Consider the following 14,755-nt stretch of genomic DNA (forward strand, 5'->3'; position numbering starts at 1 on the left):
TCATGAGTTCAGTCGTAATAGGGAACTTTTTTTATATGCCCTGCTATTAAAACTATAATATTTTTACGAGTTAAAGGACCTTTTTACGTTTAATTAAAACGCGGCAAGCACCTGCCCAAAATATACCTATATATAAATACGCGGTACCCGTTCCGAGAAATCACAGAAGATTTCATACGGGATGGTGCCAACCAAGGTGGCAATTTCAAGTACAGTTATGCTTTCATCACCTTGTGTGCCGATTAAGACGACCTCATCGCCGGGATGAACCGGTACGCCCTCCGGCATAGCCACCATTAACTGGTCCATGCATACACGGCCTACAATAGGACAGCGACGACCATGAATGAGCACACTGCCGCGATTCGACAGGCTGCGCGGATAGCCATCGGCATACCCTACCGGCACGGTAGCGACCGTGGTCAAACGGTCCGTCGTATAGGTACCACCATAACCGATGCGTTCACCGGCTTTTAAATGTTGCACATGTACAACTTTGCTGTACATACTTAACGCCGGGCGCAAGCCTAAGCGATTCGGCACGTCTAAGGATGGCATGATGCCATACTGAATAATACCGGGACGCGCATCGGTAAATAAGCTATCTTTAACCGACAACAAACCGGCACTGTTAGCCAAGGAAAAACGGAACGGTTCGGAGCGATGGGCGCGAATCATTTCCACCATATTGCGGAACAAGGCCGTTTGTTGGTGCGCACTGGTTTTATCGGCCGCATCAGCACTGGCCATATGAGAAAAGAACCCATCCACATGTAAATGCGGATACGCTTCCACTTTTTGCATAAAATCCAAGGCGTGATCCGGATGAATACCGATACGATGCATCCCCGTATCAACGGCAATACAACATTCAATAATCGTATCATGACGGGCGGCACAAGCTTCCAAAGCCGCCAATTCAGTGGACTCACAGATAGCCGGTCGAGAATTACCTTCCACAATTAAATCAAACGATTGGGGCAAGGTAATGCCCAATAAATAAATCGGCACCATAATCCCGGCCGCACGAAGTGGTAAGGCTTCTTCCGGAAAAGCTACGGCCAGCGATTCATAGCCTTCTTCTACAGCAATACGGCCTACCATGACACTGCCATGGCCATAGCCGTTAGCTTTAATTACCGCCGTGCTGGTACTCCATTCCGGTAAACTATCTTTGATGCGACGCAAATTCTCACGAATAATGGCCGTATCGATTTCTATGTGGGTCGGTCTCATAAGTTAAATTCCTCCTAAGCGACAGCCTGTATGTCAGCTGTTGCATAAGACAATACATATTACAGGTCTATAACATGTATGTTAAGTAGTAAGGTAAAAAAATATATTTTAGTCACGTTTTTATTATACGCTAAAATTCTATAAAATCTACCTTTATTATACAACGCACCGATTACCATAGCAAAAATACCCGAAATCAGATAAAACAGCTTAGCTGAATTATCTGGCTTCGGGTAGCTGTAGCAGAATTCCGGTCCGTTATATAACGGTTAAATACAGCTGTGCTGACCGTAATATTGTCTCTTGTTTAACGCCACATGGTACAATACTTCTTATAAATAGCCTGAGCCTCTGCAACCGTTACAATTTCAAATTTTACAGTTTCACCCGGTCCCATTTGTGCCAAAATCGGCAAATCAGGGGTGATAACCGTAGCAATTTTAGTATAACCGCCGGTAGTCTGGCGGTCGGCCATTAAAATAATCGGCTGACCATCGGCAGGCACTTGAATCGATCCAAATACGGCACCGTCGGAAATAATATCCGCACCGTCTATGTGATTCAATTTAGCCCCGGCCAAGCGATAACCCATCCGGTCGGAAGCCGCGGTAATCTCATAAGGCTCGCTCGTCATAATGACATAGCTTTCTTCCGTAAATCTATCCGCCTGAGGTCCTAACACGATACGAATTGCCTGCTTAGGTCGTCGTGCCATAGGTGTTTCATACTGAACAGGCACGGTATAATCAGGTAAAACTGCTCGATTAAGCCCGATCGTGGCGATTCGTTCATCGCCGAGTATGAGCACATGCCCTTTTTGCAAACGACTGCCACCATAGCCGCCCAACTTTGATTTTACATGCGTAGCCACACTGTCGTTTATTACAGGTACATTAAAACCGCCGCGCACCGCAATATACATACGTACGCCATTCGTACTGAATGTGGATGATACTACATCACCCGTTTGTAAGCGAATCGCCTCATTCATCGCCACCGGCACATCGTTAACCATAGGTCCCATCAAAGCACCTGTAAAGGCTACTACACAGGGTTCAACAACCGTAAAGGTAGGCCCCATAACGGTACATTCCAAAGCGCCCAGATTAAAGGGATTACCCACCAAACGTTGCCCCAGCTCATAACTCTCTTGATCCATGGCCCCGGCTACCGGCATACCATACTGCTGATAGCCCGCCCGACCGCCGTCTTGAACGGTTGTAAAAAAGCCCGGCTGTTCTATTTGCCAATACGCCATAGGCGACACGCCGCTATGAGGATTGCCAATCAAATGAAAGGCATGAGCGGCCCCGTTTTTTGTAAAAGTATTATCGCCCATGGAGCTCACTCTCCTTACAATAAAATGTCTTCACTTCATAGGTCGCCAAATGGGCCTTAATATCTAAAAACTCTTCTTCCGAAACCGGCACATAGCGCACATAATCACCGGCTTCCAAAAGGGTAGGTTTTTCACTGTTCCCATCATATAGACGAACCGGTGTGCGTCCGATAATTTGCCAGCCGCCCGGCGAATCGGATGGGTACATACCCGTTTGTGCCCCCGCAATACCTACAGAGCCGGCCGGAATCAGGGTGCGCGGCGTAGTAAGACGCGGTGTGGCAATGCGTTCATCCATACCGCCAAGATAGGTAAAGCCCGGAATGAATCCCAACATGTACACCAAATAATCGGTACCGCTGTGAATATTGATGACTTCTGCCGTCGTAAGCCCTGCATGTTCGGCTACAAAGTCCATATCCATGCCATACTCGCCGCCATACACGGTGGGAATCTCTACGACCCTTACCTTGTCGGCTGCAGCTGTTTCATTCTCTGTTTGCGACGCTGCGCTTATCATATCGCAAATGGCGTCATAATCTTTTTTCAGGGGATCATAAATCACTAAAATCGAACTATACGTAGGTACCATTTCTTCAATGGTATGGCCTACTTCAACTTGCAAAGCCTGCACCGTATGACGAATTCTGCGATTAATGGCCGGATCGATTGTATCTCCGAATACGGCCGTCACCGCTTTATCTCCCACCGGTGCAAAGCGCAATGTTTCCTGTATAGGTATCAATGCCGCCACCTCCTAATCAATGAGTAGCCAGTTTATTTTTAAGCTACTGAATTAATTTCAAAATACCTTGTAACGAAATATAACCGATGTACGCGGAAATAGCGACTACGGCCCAACCGCTCCACAGTAATATTGGGGAATGCTTATATTCTCCCATAATGTCTTTACGTTTGGCCGCAATCAACATAACGGCTAAAGTAACCGGCAAAATAAGGCCGTTCAACGAGCCTGCTACGATAAGGAGCATAGCCGGCTTGCCGATGAGTACCAAGATAACCGCCGACGCAATGATGAAACCGATAATCCAAAGATTTTCATGGCGTCCCACCGTTTTAAACAAAGTTTTTAAAAATGACACCGATGTGTAAGCCGCGCCTACTACGGAAGTGATGGCGGCACAGAAGAATACTAAGCCGAAAATACGATAGCCGATTTCACCGGCGGCAAAACGGAACGCATCAGCAGCCGGATTGCCTGCATCCAAAGTATAGCCCTGCATTACCACGCCCAATACGGCCAAGAAGAAAAGCACTCGCACCAAGGTTGTTACGCCCATGCCAAGGGTGGCGGAACGACGTACTTGCGATAAATTTTCCTCACCTACTATGCCGGCATCAATCAAACGATGACCGCCGGAGAAAGTAATGTAGCCGCCAACCGTACCACCAAGTAAAGTGATGGTAGCAAGCCATTCATATTTTAGCGGCAGCACACTATGCTTTATGGCTGTCCCAACCGGCGGTGCTGCTACCACGGTAACATAGGCAATTAATAAGAGCATTAAAATCCCTAAGTATTTGGTCACCGCATCCATAGCTTTGGTCGCCTTGTGAGAAATAAAGACAATGACGCCTAAAACGGCCGACAAAACAGCCGCGATGTTTGTATCAAGCCCAATCATTACATTAATCCCAAGAGCGGCCCCACCGATATTACCGATGTTAAAAGCTAAACCGCCCAAAGCAACCAGAAAGGCTACAAAATAACCGAGTCCCGGCAATACGCGATTCGCAATATCCTGACCGCGCAACTTGGAAACGGCAATAATGGTCCACACATTGAGCTGCGCTATATACGATAAAACAACGGATGCCACAATAACAAAGGCAAAGTCCGCTCTAAACTGATCCGTAAAAGCCGCCGTCTGCGTCATAAACCCCGGGCCAATGGCCGATGTAGCCATCAAAAAGGCCGCCCCGATTAAAACGGACAAACTTTTTTTATTGTCATCAACTCGCTTCATAGAAAACCTCCCTTAATACCTCTTTATCACTAGCCGACAAAATTAGCCACCGTTAAACCCGCTTTTTCGAGCCCTTCCCGAAGTTCCTTCGTAAAGGCTACCGCCTCCGGATTATCACCGTGAACACAAATGGAATCGGCTACAATCGGAATGGTTTCACCCGTATTAGCCACTACGGTGCCTTCTTTTACCATTTGCAAAATACGGGCCAACGCTTCTTGCGGATCTTTGACAAATGCGCCCGGTTCACTGCGCGGTACTAAAGTCCCTTTAGCTGTATAGCCGCGATCGGCAAACACTTCCTGAATAACCGGAATGTTGCGTTCTTTGGCCAACTCAACCATAACACTGCCACTGAGTGCCATAATGGCAATGCCATCACCCAGCGCTTCTATACCGTCCAATACAGCGGACGCTAATTTCGAATCCACGCAAGCCGTATTGTAAAAAGCACCATGAAGTTTTACATGCTGCAGCGGCACGCCTGCGGTTTTACAAAAAGCCTGCAAAGCCCCTACCTGATAGAGCATATATGCTCTAGCTTCCGCCGGTGTAATGGTCATGTTGCGCCGTCCGAATCCCATTAAATCGGGATAACCCGGATGAGCACCGACAGCCACGCCTTTGGCTTTACAGAGTTCTACCGTCTTCGCCATAATCAACGGATCCCCGGCATGCCAACCACAAGCCACATTAGCACTGGTTACATGCGTAAGCACCGCTTCATCCATCCCCAACGTATACGCACCGAAACTTTCACCTAAATCACTGTTCATATCCACGCGCATCATAATCGCTCCTTTCTAAACACCTTTCTCTTTTTTCTGCAACCATAGCTTCTATAACCCCATCAGATGTCGTTTTAATCTTCTATAGAATATAGTTTAAATAAATTATAGCACTAAATCATGAATGTGCAATTCAAATCTACCGAAATTATCTACTTTCAACGTCCCAAAATCGTCATTTTAAATCAAAGGATTTATGAGTTCCGTCCATAAAAGACATTTGCTTCATAAATAAAACATACAAAATCCATTCAAATTTCCTATCTAATAAAAAACTATTTATATAAGCCTATAAGAACCACCTTGCGACAAACTATATCGAACTTATTCTCATTTATTATTAATTTTACAAAACTTTTACAGAGGGACATGAAAAACTTTACACAGCTTAGTTATACTGTGTGTACAAACTAAATTGGTAAATACGTCCATTTCTAATTAGGAGGCAATTGAATCATGAACTTCAAACGTAAGGCATTTACAGCAATGGCAGTAGCAAGCGTGTTAACACTCGGTTTACTTGGTTGTGGCAATGACAGCTCTGCCCCTGCAAACTCTCAAGCATTAAAAGGAACCATCACTTCTTCCGGTTCTTCCGCTTTACTTCCATTAGCAAAAGATGCTGCGGCTGAATTCAAAAAGAAACATCCTGATGTATCCATCGTATTGAACGGTGGCGGTTCCGGTACCGGCTTGAAACAAGTTTCCGACGGCACTGTAAACATCGGTAACTCCGACGTTCCTGCTGAAACAAAATTATCCAAAGAAAAAGCAGCTGAACTCGTTGACCACAAAGTAGCAATCGTAACTGTAGCAACTGTAGCGAACAAAGACGTTGCTAAAGCAGTTCCAAACTTGACTAAACAACAATTGATCGACATCTTCACCGGTAAAGTAACTAACTGGAAAGATGTTGGCGGTCCTGACCAGAACGTAGTATTGGTAACTCGTCCTACTACTTCCGGTACTCGTGCTCTCTTCTCTGAATTTGCTCTTGACAAAAACCAAGAAGCTTCCAACAAATCGTTAGAAACTGACGACTCCGGTGCTTTAATTCAGAGTATCGCCAACACTCCTGGCGCTATCGGTTATGTAGCTCTTCCTTACTTGTTAAATAACTCCAGCGTAACTGCTATCTCCATCGACGGCGTGGCTCCTACCCTCGAAAACAGCTACAATGGTTCTTACAAAGTATGGGGCTTCGAACACATGTACACTAAAGGCCAACCTGATGCTCTTCAAAAAGCATACTTAGACTTCATCATGTCTGATGAATATGGTAAAAAATTGGAAGCTCAAGGTTACGGTGTAGCCTCTAAAGTTAAACAGTAAAAATAGGGGTAATAATAGATGAACATTGAAAGCACTTTACGCGCCGATAGAATATGGCGTAACGTTATCAGAGGCGCAGGTCTCTTCCTACTGATTATTACAGCAGCGATTGGGATCTTCCTCCTCTATCGTGGTACCGGTACCTTCACTATCTACGGGCACAGTCTTTCAGAATTCCTATTCTCAACCCAGTGGCAGCCCGCCGACACGCTTGCCGGCGGCGGCCACGTTGGAGCCGGCATTTATATTGTCGGCTCTCTTATTACCTGTGCTCTCGCCTTGTTAATGGCAACGCCTGTAAGTATTGCGTTAGCCATCTACATGGCGGAAATTACACCTAGCGTCGGACGTCGTTTCTGGCAACCGGTGATTGAAATTTTTGTAGGAATTCCTTCAATCATCTACGGTTGGCTAGGTCTTACCATCTTGGTACCTTTCCTTCAGAAGTACACTACAGCTGACAGCGGTTTCTCCGTATTGGCAGCATCCATTGTACTCGCAATCATGATTTTCCCAACGATTACATCTGTAACCATGAACGCCATTAACAGTGTGCCTAAAACATACCGTCAAGGCGCTTACGGCTTAGGTGCTACCCGCTGGGAAGTAATTTACAAAATCGTTTTACCGGTAGCTAAACACGGTATCTTGGCCGGTGTTGTACTCGGCTTAGCTCGTGCCTTCGGTGAAGCCTTGGCGGTAGCCATGGTAATCGGTAAAATGAAAGCCTTCCCTAAATCCTTATTGGATCCTACCGTTAACTTAACCAGTGCGATTGCAGCGGATATGGGCGGTACTATGGAAGGCAGTGAATACAATATGGCATTATGGACCATGGCATTATTCCTATTCGTAATTTCCTTATTGTTCATTTTACTCATTCGCTACATTACATCTAAAGGAGGCAACCTAAGTGAAAGCAAGTAAAGCCATTCCGGGCCCTCGTCGACGGGCTTTATCTACCGACCGCTTGGTTACACTGGGTTTGCATATCCTTGCAGGCGCTACCTTATTACTGTTAGTTGGTTTTGTCGGCCATATTGCCTGGAGTGCCTTGAGTGAGTTCAAACCTGAGCTCTTAGCATTCTCACCAACCGGTATCGGTAACCAATTCTTCAATACGATTTATCTCGTGTTCTTAGCCTTACTCATCAGTATTCCTCTCGGCATCGGTGCCGGTATCTACATGGCGGAATACGCAACTAAAGGTAAAGCACAAAAGATTATGCGTATCTCTATTGAAACCTTATCTTCTTTACCTTCCATCGTTCTCGGTTTGTTCGGTTACTTGGTGTTCATCATCATGACCAACTCCCAATGGAACTTATTTGCCGGTGCATTAACGGTATCCATCTTAACCTTACCGCTTATCGCAACCATTACAGAAGACGCCTTACGCGCCTTACCGGCATCCTATGCCAAAGGTAGTTACGGATTAGGTGCTACCAAATGGCAAACTATCAGCCGCGTATTAATTCCGGCCGCATTCCCGGCTATTATTACAGGCATTATCTTGGCAGCCGGCCGTGTATTCGGTGAAGCCGCTGCTCTTATGTTTACCGCCGGTATGAGTACCGACATCAATTGGGCCAGCACGGACATTACGTCCCCTACCAATGCGTTCAACCCATTCCGTTCCGGTGAAACATTATCCCTTCAAATTTGGGCGTCCCGCAGTGAATCTTTAGATCCAAATGCAAGTGCCATGGCCAACTTAAGTGCTCTCGTACTTTTAGCGCTCGTTTTCACATTCAGTATCGGTGCTCGTGCCTTGAGCCGTCACCTTAATCGTAAAAACCTAGGAGACAATAAATAATGGAAATTTCTGAAGTAGCAATGCCCAATCAGCAAGTGTTGGTAAATGCCGGTGCTAAAGCTGTAGCCGATCAAGCGGTAGGCAACGCGTTTACAGTAGAAAACCTCGATTTCTACTACGGCACCTTCCATGCCTTAAAAAATATCAACATGAACATTAAGAAGAACGAAATTACTGCATTAATCGGGCCTTCCGGTTGCGGTAAATCCACCTTCTTACGTATCTTAAACCGCATGAATGACCTTGAAGGTGATGTTACCGTTAAAGGTAAAATCCTTTTAGAAGGCGAAGATATTTACGCCGACATGGAACCAATCGTTCTTCGTCACCGCGTAGGCATGGTTTTCCAACAACCTAACCCATTCCCACAAAGCCTTTATGACAACGTAGCCTTCGGCCCGCGTTTACAAGGCATCAAAAAAGCAAGCGAACTCGACGAAATCGTTGAAAAAAGCTTGACCCAAGCTTCCTTGTGGAATGAAGTAAAAGACCGCTTACACAAAAGTGCCATCAGCTTATCCGGTGGTCAACAACAGCGTCTTTGCATCGCTCGTACCTTGGCAACTCGCCCTGACGTAATCCTCATGGACGAACCTACCAGTGCGCTCGATCCTATTTCCACTGCTAAAATCGAAGAATTAGCGTTAGAATTAAAAGAAGACTACACAATTGTTATTGTTACACACAATATGCAACAAGCTGCTCGTATTTCTGATAAAACCGCTTTCTTCTTAATGGGAGATTTGGTAGAATATAATAAAACAAAGACTATATTTACCGAACCAACACAGCCAAAAACGGCTGACTACATTAACGGTCGCTTCGGTTGATAACAGGAAACTCCCCGGAACGAACTCAATGCAGTTCGTTCCTTTTTTTCTATCAGAATAAGGAGATAGCTATGAAACAGACCCACCCTTTAATTTATTGTGTAGAAGATGAAGACAGCATTCGCGGACTTATCTCCTATGTGTTAAACGGGCAGGGCTTTGAGGTCGGCACCTTCGAGTCAAGCGGACCCTTTTGGGACGCCCTGGAAGAACGCCGGCCTCAACTTGTCTTGCTCGACATTATGCTGGAAGGTGAAGACGGTTTATCCATCTTAAATAAACTTCGTGAAAAACCTGCTACCCAGGATTTGCCGATATTATGATTACCGCCAAAACTTCCGAAATTGATGTCGTGCAAGGTCTCGACGGCGGTGCCGATGATTACATTACCAAGCCTTTCGGCGTCGTTGAACTTGTTTCCCGTATAAAGGCATTATTGCGTCGTACCCGTCCGACAACGCCACCTAAGAAATCCGTGCTCACATGTGATGATTTAGTACTCGACAAAGACAGTCGCATCGTCACCCTTGACGGCCAACCTATTGCGTTAACCCTCAAAGAATACGAACTCTTACTCTACTTCATGGAAAACACGGGCATTGCCCTTTCCCGTGAACGCATTATGGAAGTTGTTTGGGGCTTCTCCTATGAAGGCGAATCCCGTACCGTTGACATGCATGTTGTTACCTTAAGACAGCATTTAGGCCATGCCGGCCGTCATCTTAAGACTGTCCGCGGCATCGGATATCGTTGGGAGGCCACCATATGAGACAGAAGTTTTTCCGTGCCCTGTTCGGTTTAGGCATGTTGAGTCTCGTAGTCAGCACCGTAATTCTCAGTTATTTATTCTACAATAACTGGAAACATGATTTTCGCACCGTACTCTATACGGAAGGTCGAATTATTGCGTCTACAGGCACATTAACACCGGACCGATTACAAGCCATTGCCCAATCCACCAATAATACCTTACGTATTACCTGGATTTCCTACGAAGGAAAAGTATTATTCGATTCCGTCCACGATGCGGATTCAATGGATAATCATCTGCAGCGGCCCGAAATATCACAGGCCATCCTCCACGGCGAAGGCAGTGATATTCGTGACTCCTCCACCATCCATGCCATCAGTTACTACGAGGCCATTCGTCTACCGGATAACTCGATTCTGCGCGTATCCCGTAACGGTTCTACCGTTTACAAAGTTATCTTAGACGCCGCACCGGGGCTCTTCCTGCTCTTTGCGGCCATGTCGGGCGGTTGTTATCTCTTAGCTCGGCGTTGGACGGCTGATGCCATCTATCCGATTGAAGAAATTGTAAAAGCCTGGACCTCGCACGGCGATACAAAACCGGTTATTGACGAGGCGTACAATGAAATTACACCGCTCTTATCGCGTCTGTCTTTTCAAAAAAACGAACTGGAAGCTATGATTTTGCGTTTACAAGCCGAAAAAAATACCCTCCGGTCTATTATGGAAGAAATGGACGAAGGGCTCTTATTGGCTGAATTAGACGGCACAATCATTACATATAATGAACACTTAAAAGAGTTTTTAAACGCCAAGAGCGAATTGCACGGCGAATCCTTATTATTGCTCTCCGATGATGTGGAGTGGCGTAAACAGGTTATTAATGCCATGCGTAAGCATCAAGGTGGCGAATACCTGCTTCACAAAGATAATCAACATTTTCATATTATCTTCCACATTACGGAAGACGATCGCTACAAAGGTCGCTTGCTCGTTATCATCTCTGATATTACGCAGAGCTATTTAGAGCAACAGCGCCGTCATGAGTTTACCTCAAATGTATCACACGAACTAAAAACACCGCTTACTACCATCAGCGGCTATGCGGAAATTCTTGCTAAGGGTATGTATCCCAACAAAGAAGAAGCAACCCTACTGGGCGGTCATATTCATACCGCTGCCCTTCACATGCAGGAACTAATCGACACTATTTTAAAACTCTCCCGCATTGAAGACGAAGGATCTGAGGTACTATTTGAACAAACCTCAATACGCTCTGTCATTAATTCGGCTTGGCAGCAATTAGCCACTAAGCGACAAGGCAAAAATATCACCTTGGCCATGACCGGTGAAAGCCCATCCTTACTTCTCTCCCCTAAGTTGATTGAAGAAGTATTTATCAATCTCTTTGACAATGCGATTAAATTCAGCAAAAATCTGGATAATCATATTATTGTTAATATTTGCTCCAAAGAAAGCTTTACCGTTGTCAGCGTCACCGACGAAGGTATCGGCATTCCTAAAGATAAACAAGCCCGTATCTTTGAACGTTTCTATCAGGCCGATCCGAGCCGCAACAGCAAACGCGAAGGCAGCGGCCTTGGTCTTGCCCTTGTAAAACATATTATGGAAATCCACAGTGGTTCCGTAGCTGTTAAGAGTGAACCGGGTGAAGGAACAACCTTCATTCTTCGGTTCAAAAACAACGACAACTAAATATTATGTAACCAATTAAGGCGTTAACTTTAAATTAAAGCAATTTAAAGTCAACGCCTTGTGGTTTTATTAGGCTTAATTGGAAGTGATTTTCAACTTCATTTTTCGAGTATACGTTATGCTCATATACTCCTCTAAATCAAGATGTATTATGCAAAATTAATACTATAGAATTTCAATTTCACATGATTTTTCTTTATTTCATTTATGCGTATATGGTATCATTATTATACAGAGGAACATTTTAAAGGGGGTCATTATTATGTATGAAAATTTAGCAACTTTACAACCGGTTATCTTAGCGGGTCACAACAGTTCCCGCATGGGTTATAACAAAGTTTTTGCCAAATTCGGCGACCAAACATTAATTGAAACTATTTATACTATGTTAGCTTTTTCCTTCGAAAAAGACCCTATTATTGTAACCGATAATAAGACCCTTTTCGATAAATTTGAACCGTTAAAAGACGCCACTGTTGTGGAAGACAAATATCCGGGGCATCATACCTTAGGCGGCGTAGCCACAGCTTTTGAAGCTACCGATGCGGAAAACCTCTTCGTCATCGGCGTTGACATGCCGTTCCTCTCCCTCGTAGTATTGGACCGCATGGTAGAAGCCCAAGGCGTTGCTCAGGTCGTAGTACCTATCCTAAACGGCAAAGATATTTGCTTGCACGCCATTTATAATCGCAAACTCTTACCGATTATGAAAGAAAAAATCGCAGCCGGTGAAAAATTACTTCATTCCTTCTACAAAGAAGTACCGCTATTACAATTACCATTGAAGGAAAACACCTTAGAAGCGGATATTTTCATCGACATCAATACACCGGAAGATTTGGAATACGCCCAAGAATACTTCCACAAAATCCACGAAATCGATACGGATAAAGTACTCGTGCATCATCCGGAAAAATAAACCAACAAGTAGTTCAAAGCCCATAATACGTTGCTCAAAAGCATTTGTATTATGGGCTTTTTTGTATCTCTGTTTAAATATTAATACATCCAATATTAATATGTACCTGAAGCCTTGACCGGCATTCCCCACTTAATTGTAGCCGAAGATGATCAACAGCCTATCGCCTTTATGGGTATCGCCGACCAAACCTTGGAGATGCTGTTTATCGCACCGACCATGCGTGGCCAAGGCATTGGCAAACAATTGATTCAATACTGCATAGATACCTTCGGACTCAATCATGTCGCCGTTAATGAGCAAAATCCGGAAGCTAAAGGGTTCTATGAACACATGGGGTTTAGCGTGTATAAACGCACCGAACTTGATGAGCAAGGCAATCCATATCCATTGCTATATATGCACTTAAAAAATACAACTAAATAAGCCTATACATAAATCTATGTAACAAAAAGGCATCGGTCAATAGACCGATGCCTGAGCATTCGATAATTAAGAATCCTATTCAATATATTATTTTTTGGATTCGTCCATTACATCATATAACATTTTAAAAATTTCCGGATCACAAGGATATTCTTCCCCGTTAACGCCACGAATTACCCAGTCGCCCGGATTCGTTTTAACAACGCCGTTTAATGTCAATAAATAGCGTTCGCCTGTTTCTAAAATAGCCGTCAACTCATTCGGTTTATGGCGAATAGCCACCGCTTTTTCGGCATAGAGTTTCTCATCGTAATAAATTTCATGGGCTTCTGCCGCACAATGAGCTTGTAAAATCGTATCAATCAAGATAGGTTCGGTAATCGAACCTACTGTTTGCTCGCACAAGGCGATAACCTGCTCGTTAAAGGCAGGATCAAAATGTAAAGCCAACGGCGTTTCGGCTGCGTCCTTTACATCTTTATAGATAAAAATTTCATTGTCTTTGATCTGGAGCCAACGATAATCCAGCTTATAGGCACCAGCTAATACACTTGCTAAATTCTGCTTAAAATTCATAATTTACCACCATCATATTCACTACTAATGTCTTATACCGGTTTCCGTAATATACGGCTACGGCTCCTGAGAAATATAATCACGCAATTCCTTTACGGATTCGGCATCATGTACCGATATTTCAAAAATTCGGCTGACTCCGGCCTCCTTGAGATTTTTGCGAGCTCTCGCTGCGTCGCCCCCTAAATCCGTCTTAGTAATAACCCCAATAACTTCCCTGTTAAACGAAGCGGCAAAATTCGGCGGAAAAATACTTTCCTTCTCATTAGCTTCATTTAAAAACAATACGATGTCCGCATCATAGGCATTCAATAAAATAGCCCGATAGTATATGGAATTTTCAACAAATTCACCGGGTGTATCGATAATCGACCCAATACGACCTATAGATTGTGTCTTACGAGCTTCCGGACTGCCATACATCAGCGTATTTGCAAGAGTGGTTTTCCCCACTTCCGTGCGGCCTACCATAATTACCGTTTTTAACGCTTTTTCTGCCTGTTCCATCTGCTCACCTCACAATCTGCAGGCTTTATAATACCATTGAATCCTCATCTATTATACTACAGATTCCCTGCAAATACCTATTAAAAATAACTGACACTAGTATGAATGACTGACGAATTTCTTCATCAGGTGCGCGTAACTTTAGTCGGGAAGAACCCTAAAATCTTTTCTAACCCTTCCATTACCGCTTTTAAAGCTGATTCTACACCGGATATATCCCCGGTAATCAGTAAAGCGCCGGAAAAACGATCCACAAAACCGAGTTCAATGCCGGCTGCTTTCGAAGCAATATCAGCGGCAATAATCGTACCTTCACCCGGTGTAATCGTCAAAATACCGATAGCACCGCGTTGTTTTTCATCGAGTCCCATTTTACGGAACAACTCAGGTTTTGGATTGGCAATAATATGAGCAATTGTAACCTGTTTGCCGGGAACGAATTCCTGAATAATACGTTGTTTATTTTCTACAGCATCTAAAAAATCCATGATATTGTCCTTTCTGCGTATAGTTTCAGTCCCTTGCTTCATTT

Annotated in this window: 17 protein-coding genes; 9 read left to right on the forward strand and 8 right to left on the reverse strand. The window is 44.4% G+C overall.

Going from position 1 to position 14,755, the window contains the following annotated elements; translation table 11 throughout:
- Nucleotides 1-126: 126 nt before the first annotated feature.
- The 5 genes from alr to EO124_RS00080 form a co-directional block, all read right to left on the reverse strand.
- A complete protein-coding gene (gene alr, locus EO124_RS00060; RefSeq protein WP_127057792.1) occupies nucleotides 127-1,236 on the reverse strand; it encodes an alanine racemase in 1,110 nt (369 codons plus the stop codon).
- Nucleotides 1,237-1,543: 307 nt separating this feature from the next.
- Entirely contained in the window at nucleotides 1,544-2,575 is a 1,032-nt protein-coding gene (locus EO124_RS00065) for a 5-oxoprolinase subunit C family protein (RefSeq protein WP_127057793.1), read from the reverse strand.
- Complete coding sequence (pxpB, locus tag EO124_RS00070) at nucleotides 2,565-3,320, reverse strand: 5-oxoprolinase subunit PxpB (protein ID WP_241230623.1); 756 nt, start codon at nucleotides 3,318-3,320, stop codon at nucleotides 2,565-2,567. The genes EO124_RS00065 and pxpB overlap by 11 nt, the downstream gene beginning before the upstream one ends.
- A 43-nt stretch (nucleotides 3,321-3,363) precedes the next feature.
- Complete coding sequence (locus tag EO124_RS00075; protein ID WP_127057794.1) at nucleotides 3,364-4,563, reverse strand: NRAMP family divalent metal transporter; 1,200 nt, start codon at nucleotides 4,561-4,563, stop codon at nucleotides 3,364-3,366.
- 29 nt (nucleotides 4,564-4,592) lie between these two features.
- Nucleotides 4,593-5,351 (reverse strand): LamB/YcsF family protein, encoded by a 759-nt coding sequence (locus EO124_RS00080; RefSeq protein ID WP_127057925.1) that lies wholly within the window; start codon nucleotides 5,349-5,351, stop codon nucleotides 4,593-4,595.
- A 456-nt stretch (nucleotides 5,352-5,807) separates the two neighbouring features.
- Here EO124_RS00080 and EO124_RS00085 point away from each other — a divergent pair, with 456 nt between their 5' ends.
- The 9 genes from EO124_RS00085 (at nucleotide 5,808) to EO124_RS00120 (ending at nucleotide 13,140) form a co-directional block, all read left to right on the forward strand.
- Nucleotides 5,808-6,683 (forward strand): phosphate ABC transporter substrate-binding protein, encoded by an 876-nt coding sequence (locus tag EO124_RS00085; protein ID WP_127057795.1) that lies wholly within the window; start codon nucleotides 5,808-5,810, stop codon nucleotides 6,681-6,683.
- Between the two features lie 18 nt (nucleotides 6,684-6,701).
- Nucleotides 6,702-7,610, forward strand: coding sequence for a phosphate ABC transporter permease subunit PstC (pstC, locus tag EO124_RS00090; RefSeq protein WP_127057796.1), 909 nt, complete (start codon nucleotides 6,702-6,704; stop codon nucleotides 7,608-7,610).
- A complete protein-coding gene (pstA, locus tag EO124_RS00095) occupies nucleotides 7,597-8,499 on the forward strand; it encodes a phosphate ABC transporter permease PstA (RefSeq protein WP_127057797.1) in 903 nt (300 codons plus the stop codon). The genes pstC and pstA overlap by 14 nt, the downstream gene beginning before the upstream one ends.
- Nucleotides 8,499-9,329, forward strand: a complete 831-nt coding sequence (pstB, locus tag EO124_RS00100; protein ID WP_021841204.1) for a phosphate ABC transporter ATP-binding protein PstB — start codon at nucleotides 8,499-8,501, stop codon at nucleotides 9,327-9,329. Before pstA ends, pstB begins: the two co-directional genes overlap by 1 nt.
- 71 nt (nucleotides 9,330-9,400) lie before the next feature.
- Nucleotides 9,401-9,652, forward strand: coding sequence for a response regulator (locus EO124_RS10295; protein ID WP_241230625.1), 252 nt, complete (start codon nucleotides 9,401-9,403; stop codon nucleotides 9,650-9,652).
- A complete protein-coding gene (locus EO124_RS10300) occupies nucleotides 9,649-10,098 on the forward strand; it encodes a winged helix-turn-helix domain-containing protein (RefSeq protein WP_241230626.1) in 450 nt (149 codons plus the stop codon). The genes EO124_RS10295 and EO124_RS10300 overlap by 4 nt, the downstream gene beginning before the upstream one ends.
- Nucleotides 10,095-11,795 (forward strand): sensor histidine kinase, encoded by a 1,701-nt coding sequence (locus EO124_RS00110; protein WP_127057798.1) that lies wholly within the window; start codon nucleotides 10,095-10,097, stop codon nucleotides 11,793-11,795. The genes EO124_RS10300 and EO124_RS00110 overlap by 4 nt, the downstream gene beginning before the upstream one ends.
- A 262-nt stretch (nucleotides 11,796-12,057) precedes the next feature.
- Nucleotides 12,058-12,714: a molybdenum cofactor guanylyltransferase gene (gene mobA / locus EO124_RS00115; protein WP_021842283.1), complete on the forward strand. Its 657-nt coding sequence runs from the start codon at nucleotides 12,058-12,060 to the stop codon at nucleotides 12,712-12,714.
- A 114-nt stretch (nucleotides 12,715-12,828) separates the two neighbouring features.
- Nucleotides 12,829-13,140 (forward strand): GNAT family N-acetyltransferase, encoded by a 312-nt coding sequence (locus EO124_RS00120; protein ID WP_127057799.1) that lies wholly within the window; start codon nucleotides 12,829-12,831, stop codon nucleotides 13,138-13,140.
- 87 nt (nucleotides 13,141-13,227) lie between these two features.
- Here the strand turns inward: EO124_RS00120 and EO124_RS10250 are convergent, their stop codons facing one another.
- The 3 genes from EO124_RS10250 to eutS form a co-directional block, all read right to left on the reverse strand.
- Nucleotides 13,228-13,716, reverse strand: a complete 489-nt coding sequence (locus EO124_RS10250; RefSeq protein ID WP_206512509.1) for a hypothetical protein — start codon at nucleotides 13,714-13,716, stop codon at nucleotides 13,228-13,230.
- Nucleotides 13,717-13,773: 57 nt separating this feature from the next.
- Nucleotides 13,774-14,223 carry a EutP/PduV family microcompartment system protein gene (locus EO124_RS00130; protein ID WP_127057800.1) on the reverse strand — a complete coding sequence of 150 codons (450 nt, stop codon included), beginning with the start codon at nucleotides 14,221-14,223 and terminating at the stop codon, nucleotides 13,774-13,776.
- A gap of 125 nt (nucleotides 14,224-14,348) precedes the next feature.
- Nucleotides 14,349-14,711: an ethanolamine utilization microcompartment protein EutS gene (gene eutS / locus EO124_RS00135; RefSeq protein ID WP_127057801.1), complete on the reverse strand. Its 363-nt coding sequence runs from the start codon at nucleotides 14,709-14,711 to the stop codon at nucleotides 14,349-14,351.
- Nucleotides 14,712-14,755: the final 44 nt, after the last annotated feature.

This window comes from Veillonella ratti (assembly GCF_003992115.1).
Taxonomy (GTDB): domain Bacteria; phylum Bacillota; class Negativicutes; order Veillonellales; family Veillonellaceae; genus Veillonella_A; species Veillonella_A ratti.

Bases quoted from the DNA above. Each gene is read 5' to 3' on its own strand.
- alr (WP_127057792.1), bottom strand. From the start codon at position 1,236: ATGAGACCGACCCACATAGAAATCGATACGGCCATTATTCGTGAGAAT.
- EO124_RS00065 (WP_127057793.1), bottom strand. From the start codon at position 2,575: ATGGGCGATAATACTTTTACAAAAAACGGGGCCGCTCATGCCTTTCAT.
- EO124_RS00075 (WP_127057794.1), bottom strand. From the start codon at position 4,563: ATGAAGCGAGTTGATGACAATAAAAAAAGTTTGTCCGTTTTAATCGGG.
- EO124_RS00080 (WP_127057925.1), bottom strand. From the start codon at position 5,351: ATGCGCGTGGATATGAACAGTGATTTAGGTGAAAGTTTCGGTGCGTAT.
- EO124_RS00085 (WP_127057795.1), top strand. From the start codon at position 5,808: ATGAACTTCAAACGTAAGGCATTTACAGCAATGGCAGTAGCAAGCGTG.
- pstC (WP_127057796.1), top strand. From the start codon at position 6,702: ATGAACATTGAAAGCACTTTACGCGCCGATAGAATATGGCGTAACGTT.
- pstB (WP_021841204.1), top strand. From the start codon at position 8,499: ATGGAAATTTCTGAAGTAGCAATGCCCAATCAGCAAGTGTTGGTAAAT.
- EO124_RS10295 (WP_241230625.1), top strand. From the start codon at position 9,401: ATGAAACAGACCCACCCTTTAATTTATTGTGTAGAAGATGAAGACAGC.
- EO124_RS10300 (WP_241230626.1), top strand. From the start codon at position 9,649: ATGATTACCGCCAAAACTTCCGAAATTGATGTCGTGCAAGGTCTCGAC.
- EO124_RS00110 (WP_127057798.1), top strand. From the start codon at position 10,095: ATGAGACAGAAGTTTTTCCGTGCCCTGTTCGGTTTAGGCATGTTGAGT.
- mobA (WP_021842283.1), top strand. From the start codon at position 12,058: ATGTATGAAAATTTAGCAACTTTACAACCGGTTATCTTAGCGGGTCAC.
- EO124_RS10250 (WP_206512509.1), bottom strand. From the start codon at position 13,716: ATGAATTTTAAGCAGAATTTAGCAAGTGTATTAGCTGGTGCCTATAAG.
- EO124_RS00130 (WP_127057800.1), bottom strand. From the start codon at position 14,223: ATGGAACAGGCAGAAAAAGCGTTAAAAACGGTAATTATGGTAGGCCGC.
- eutS (WP_127057801.1), bottom strand. From the start codon at position 14,711: ATGGATTTTTTAGATGCTGTAGAAAATAAACAACGTATTATTCAGGAA.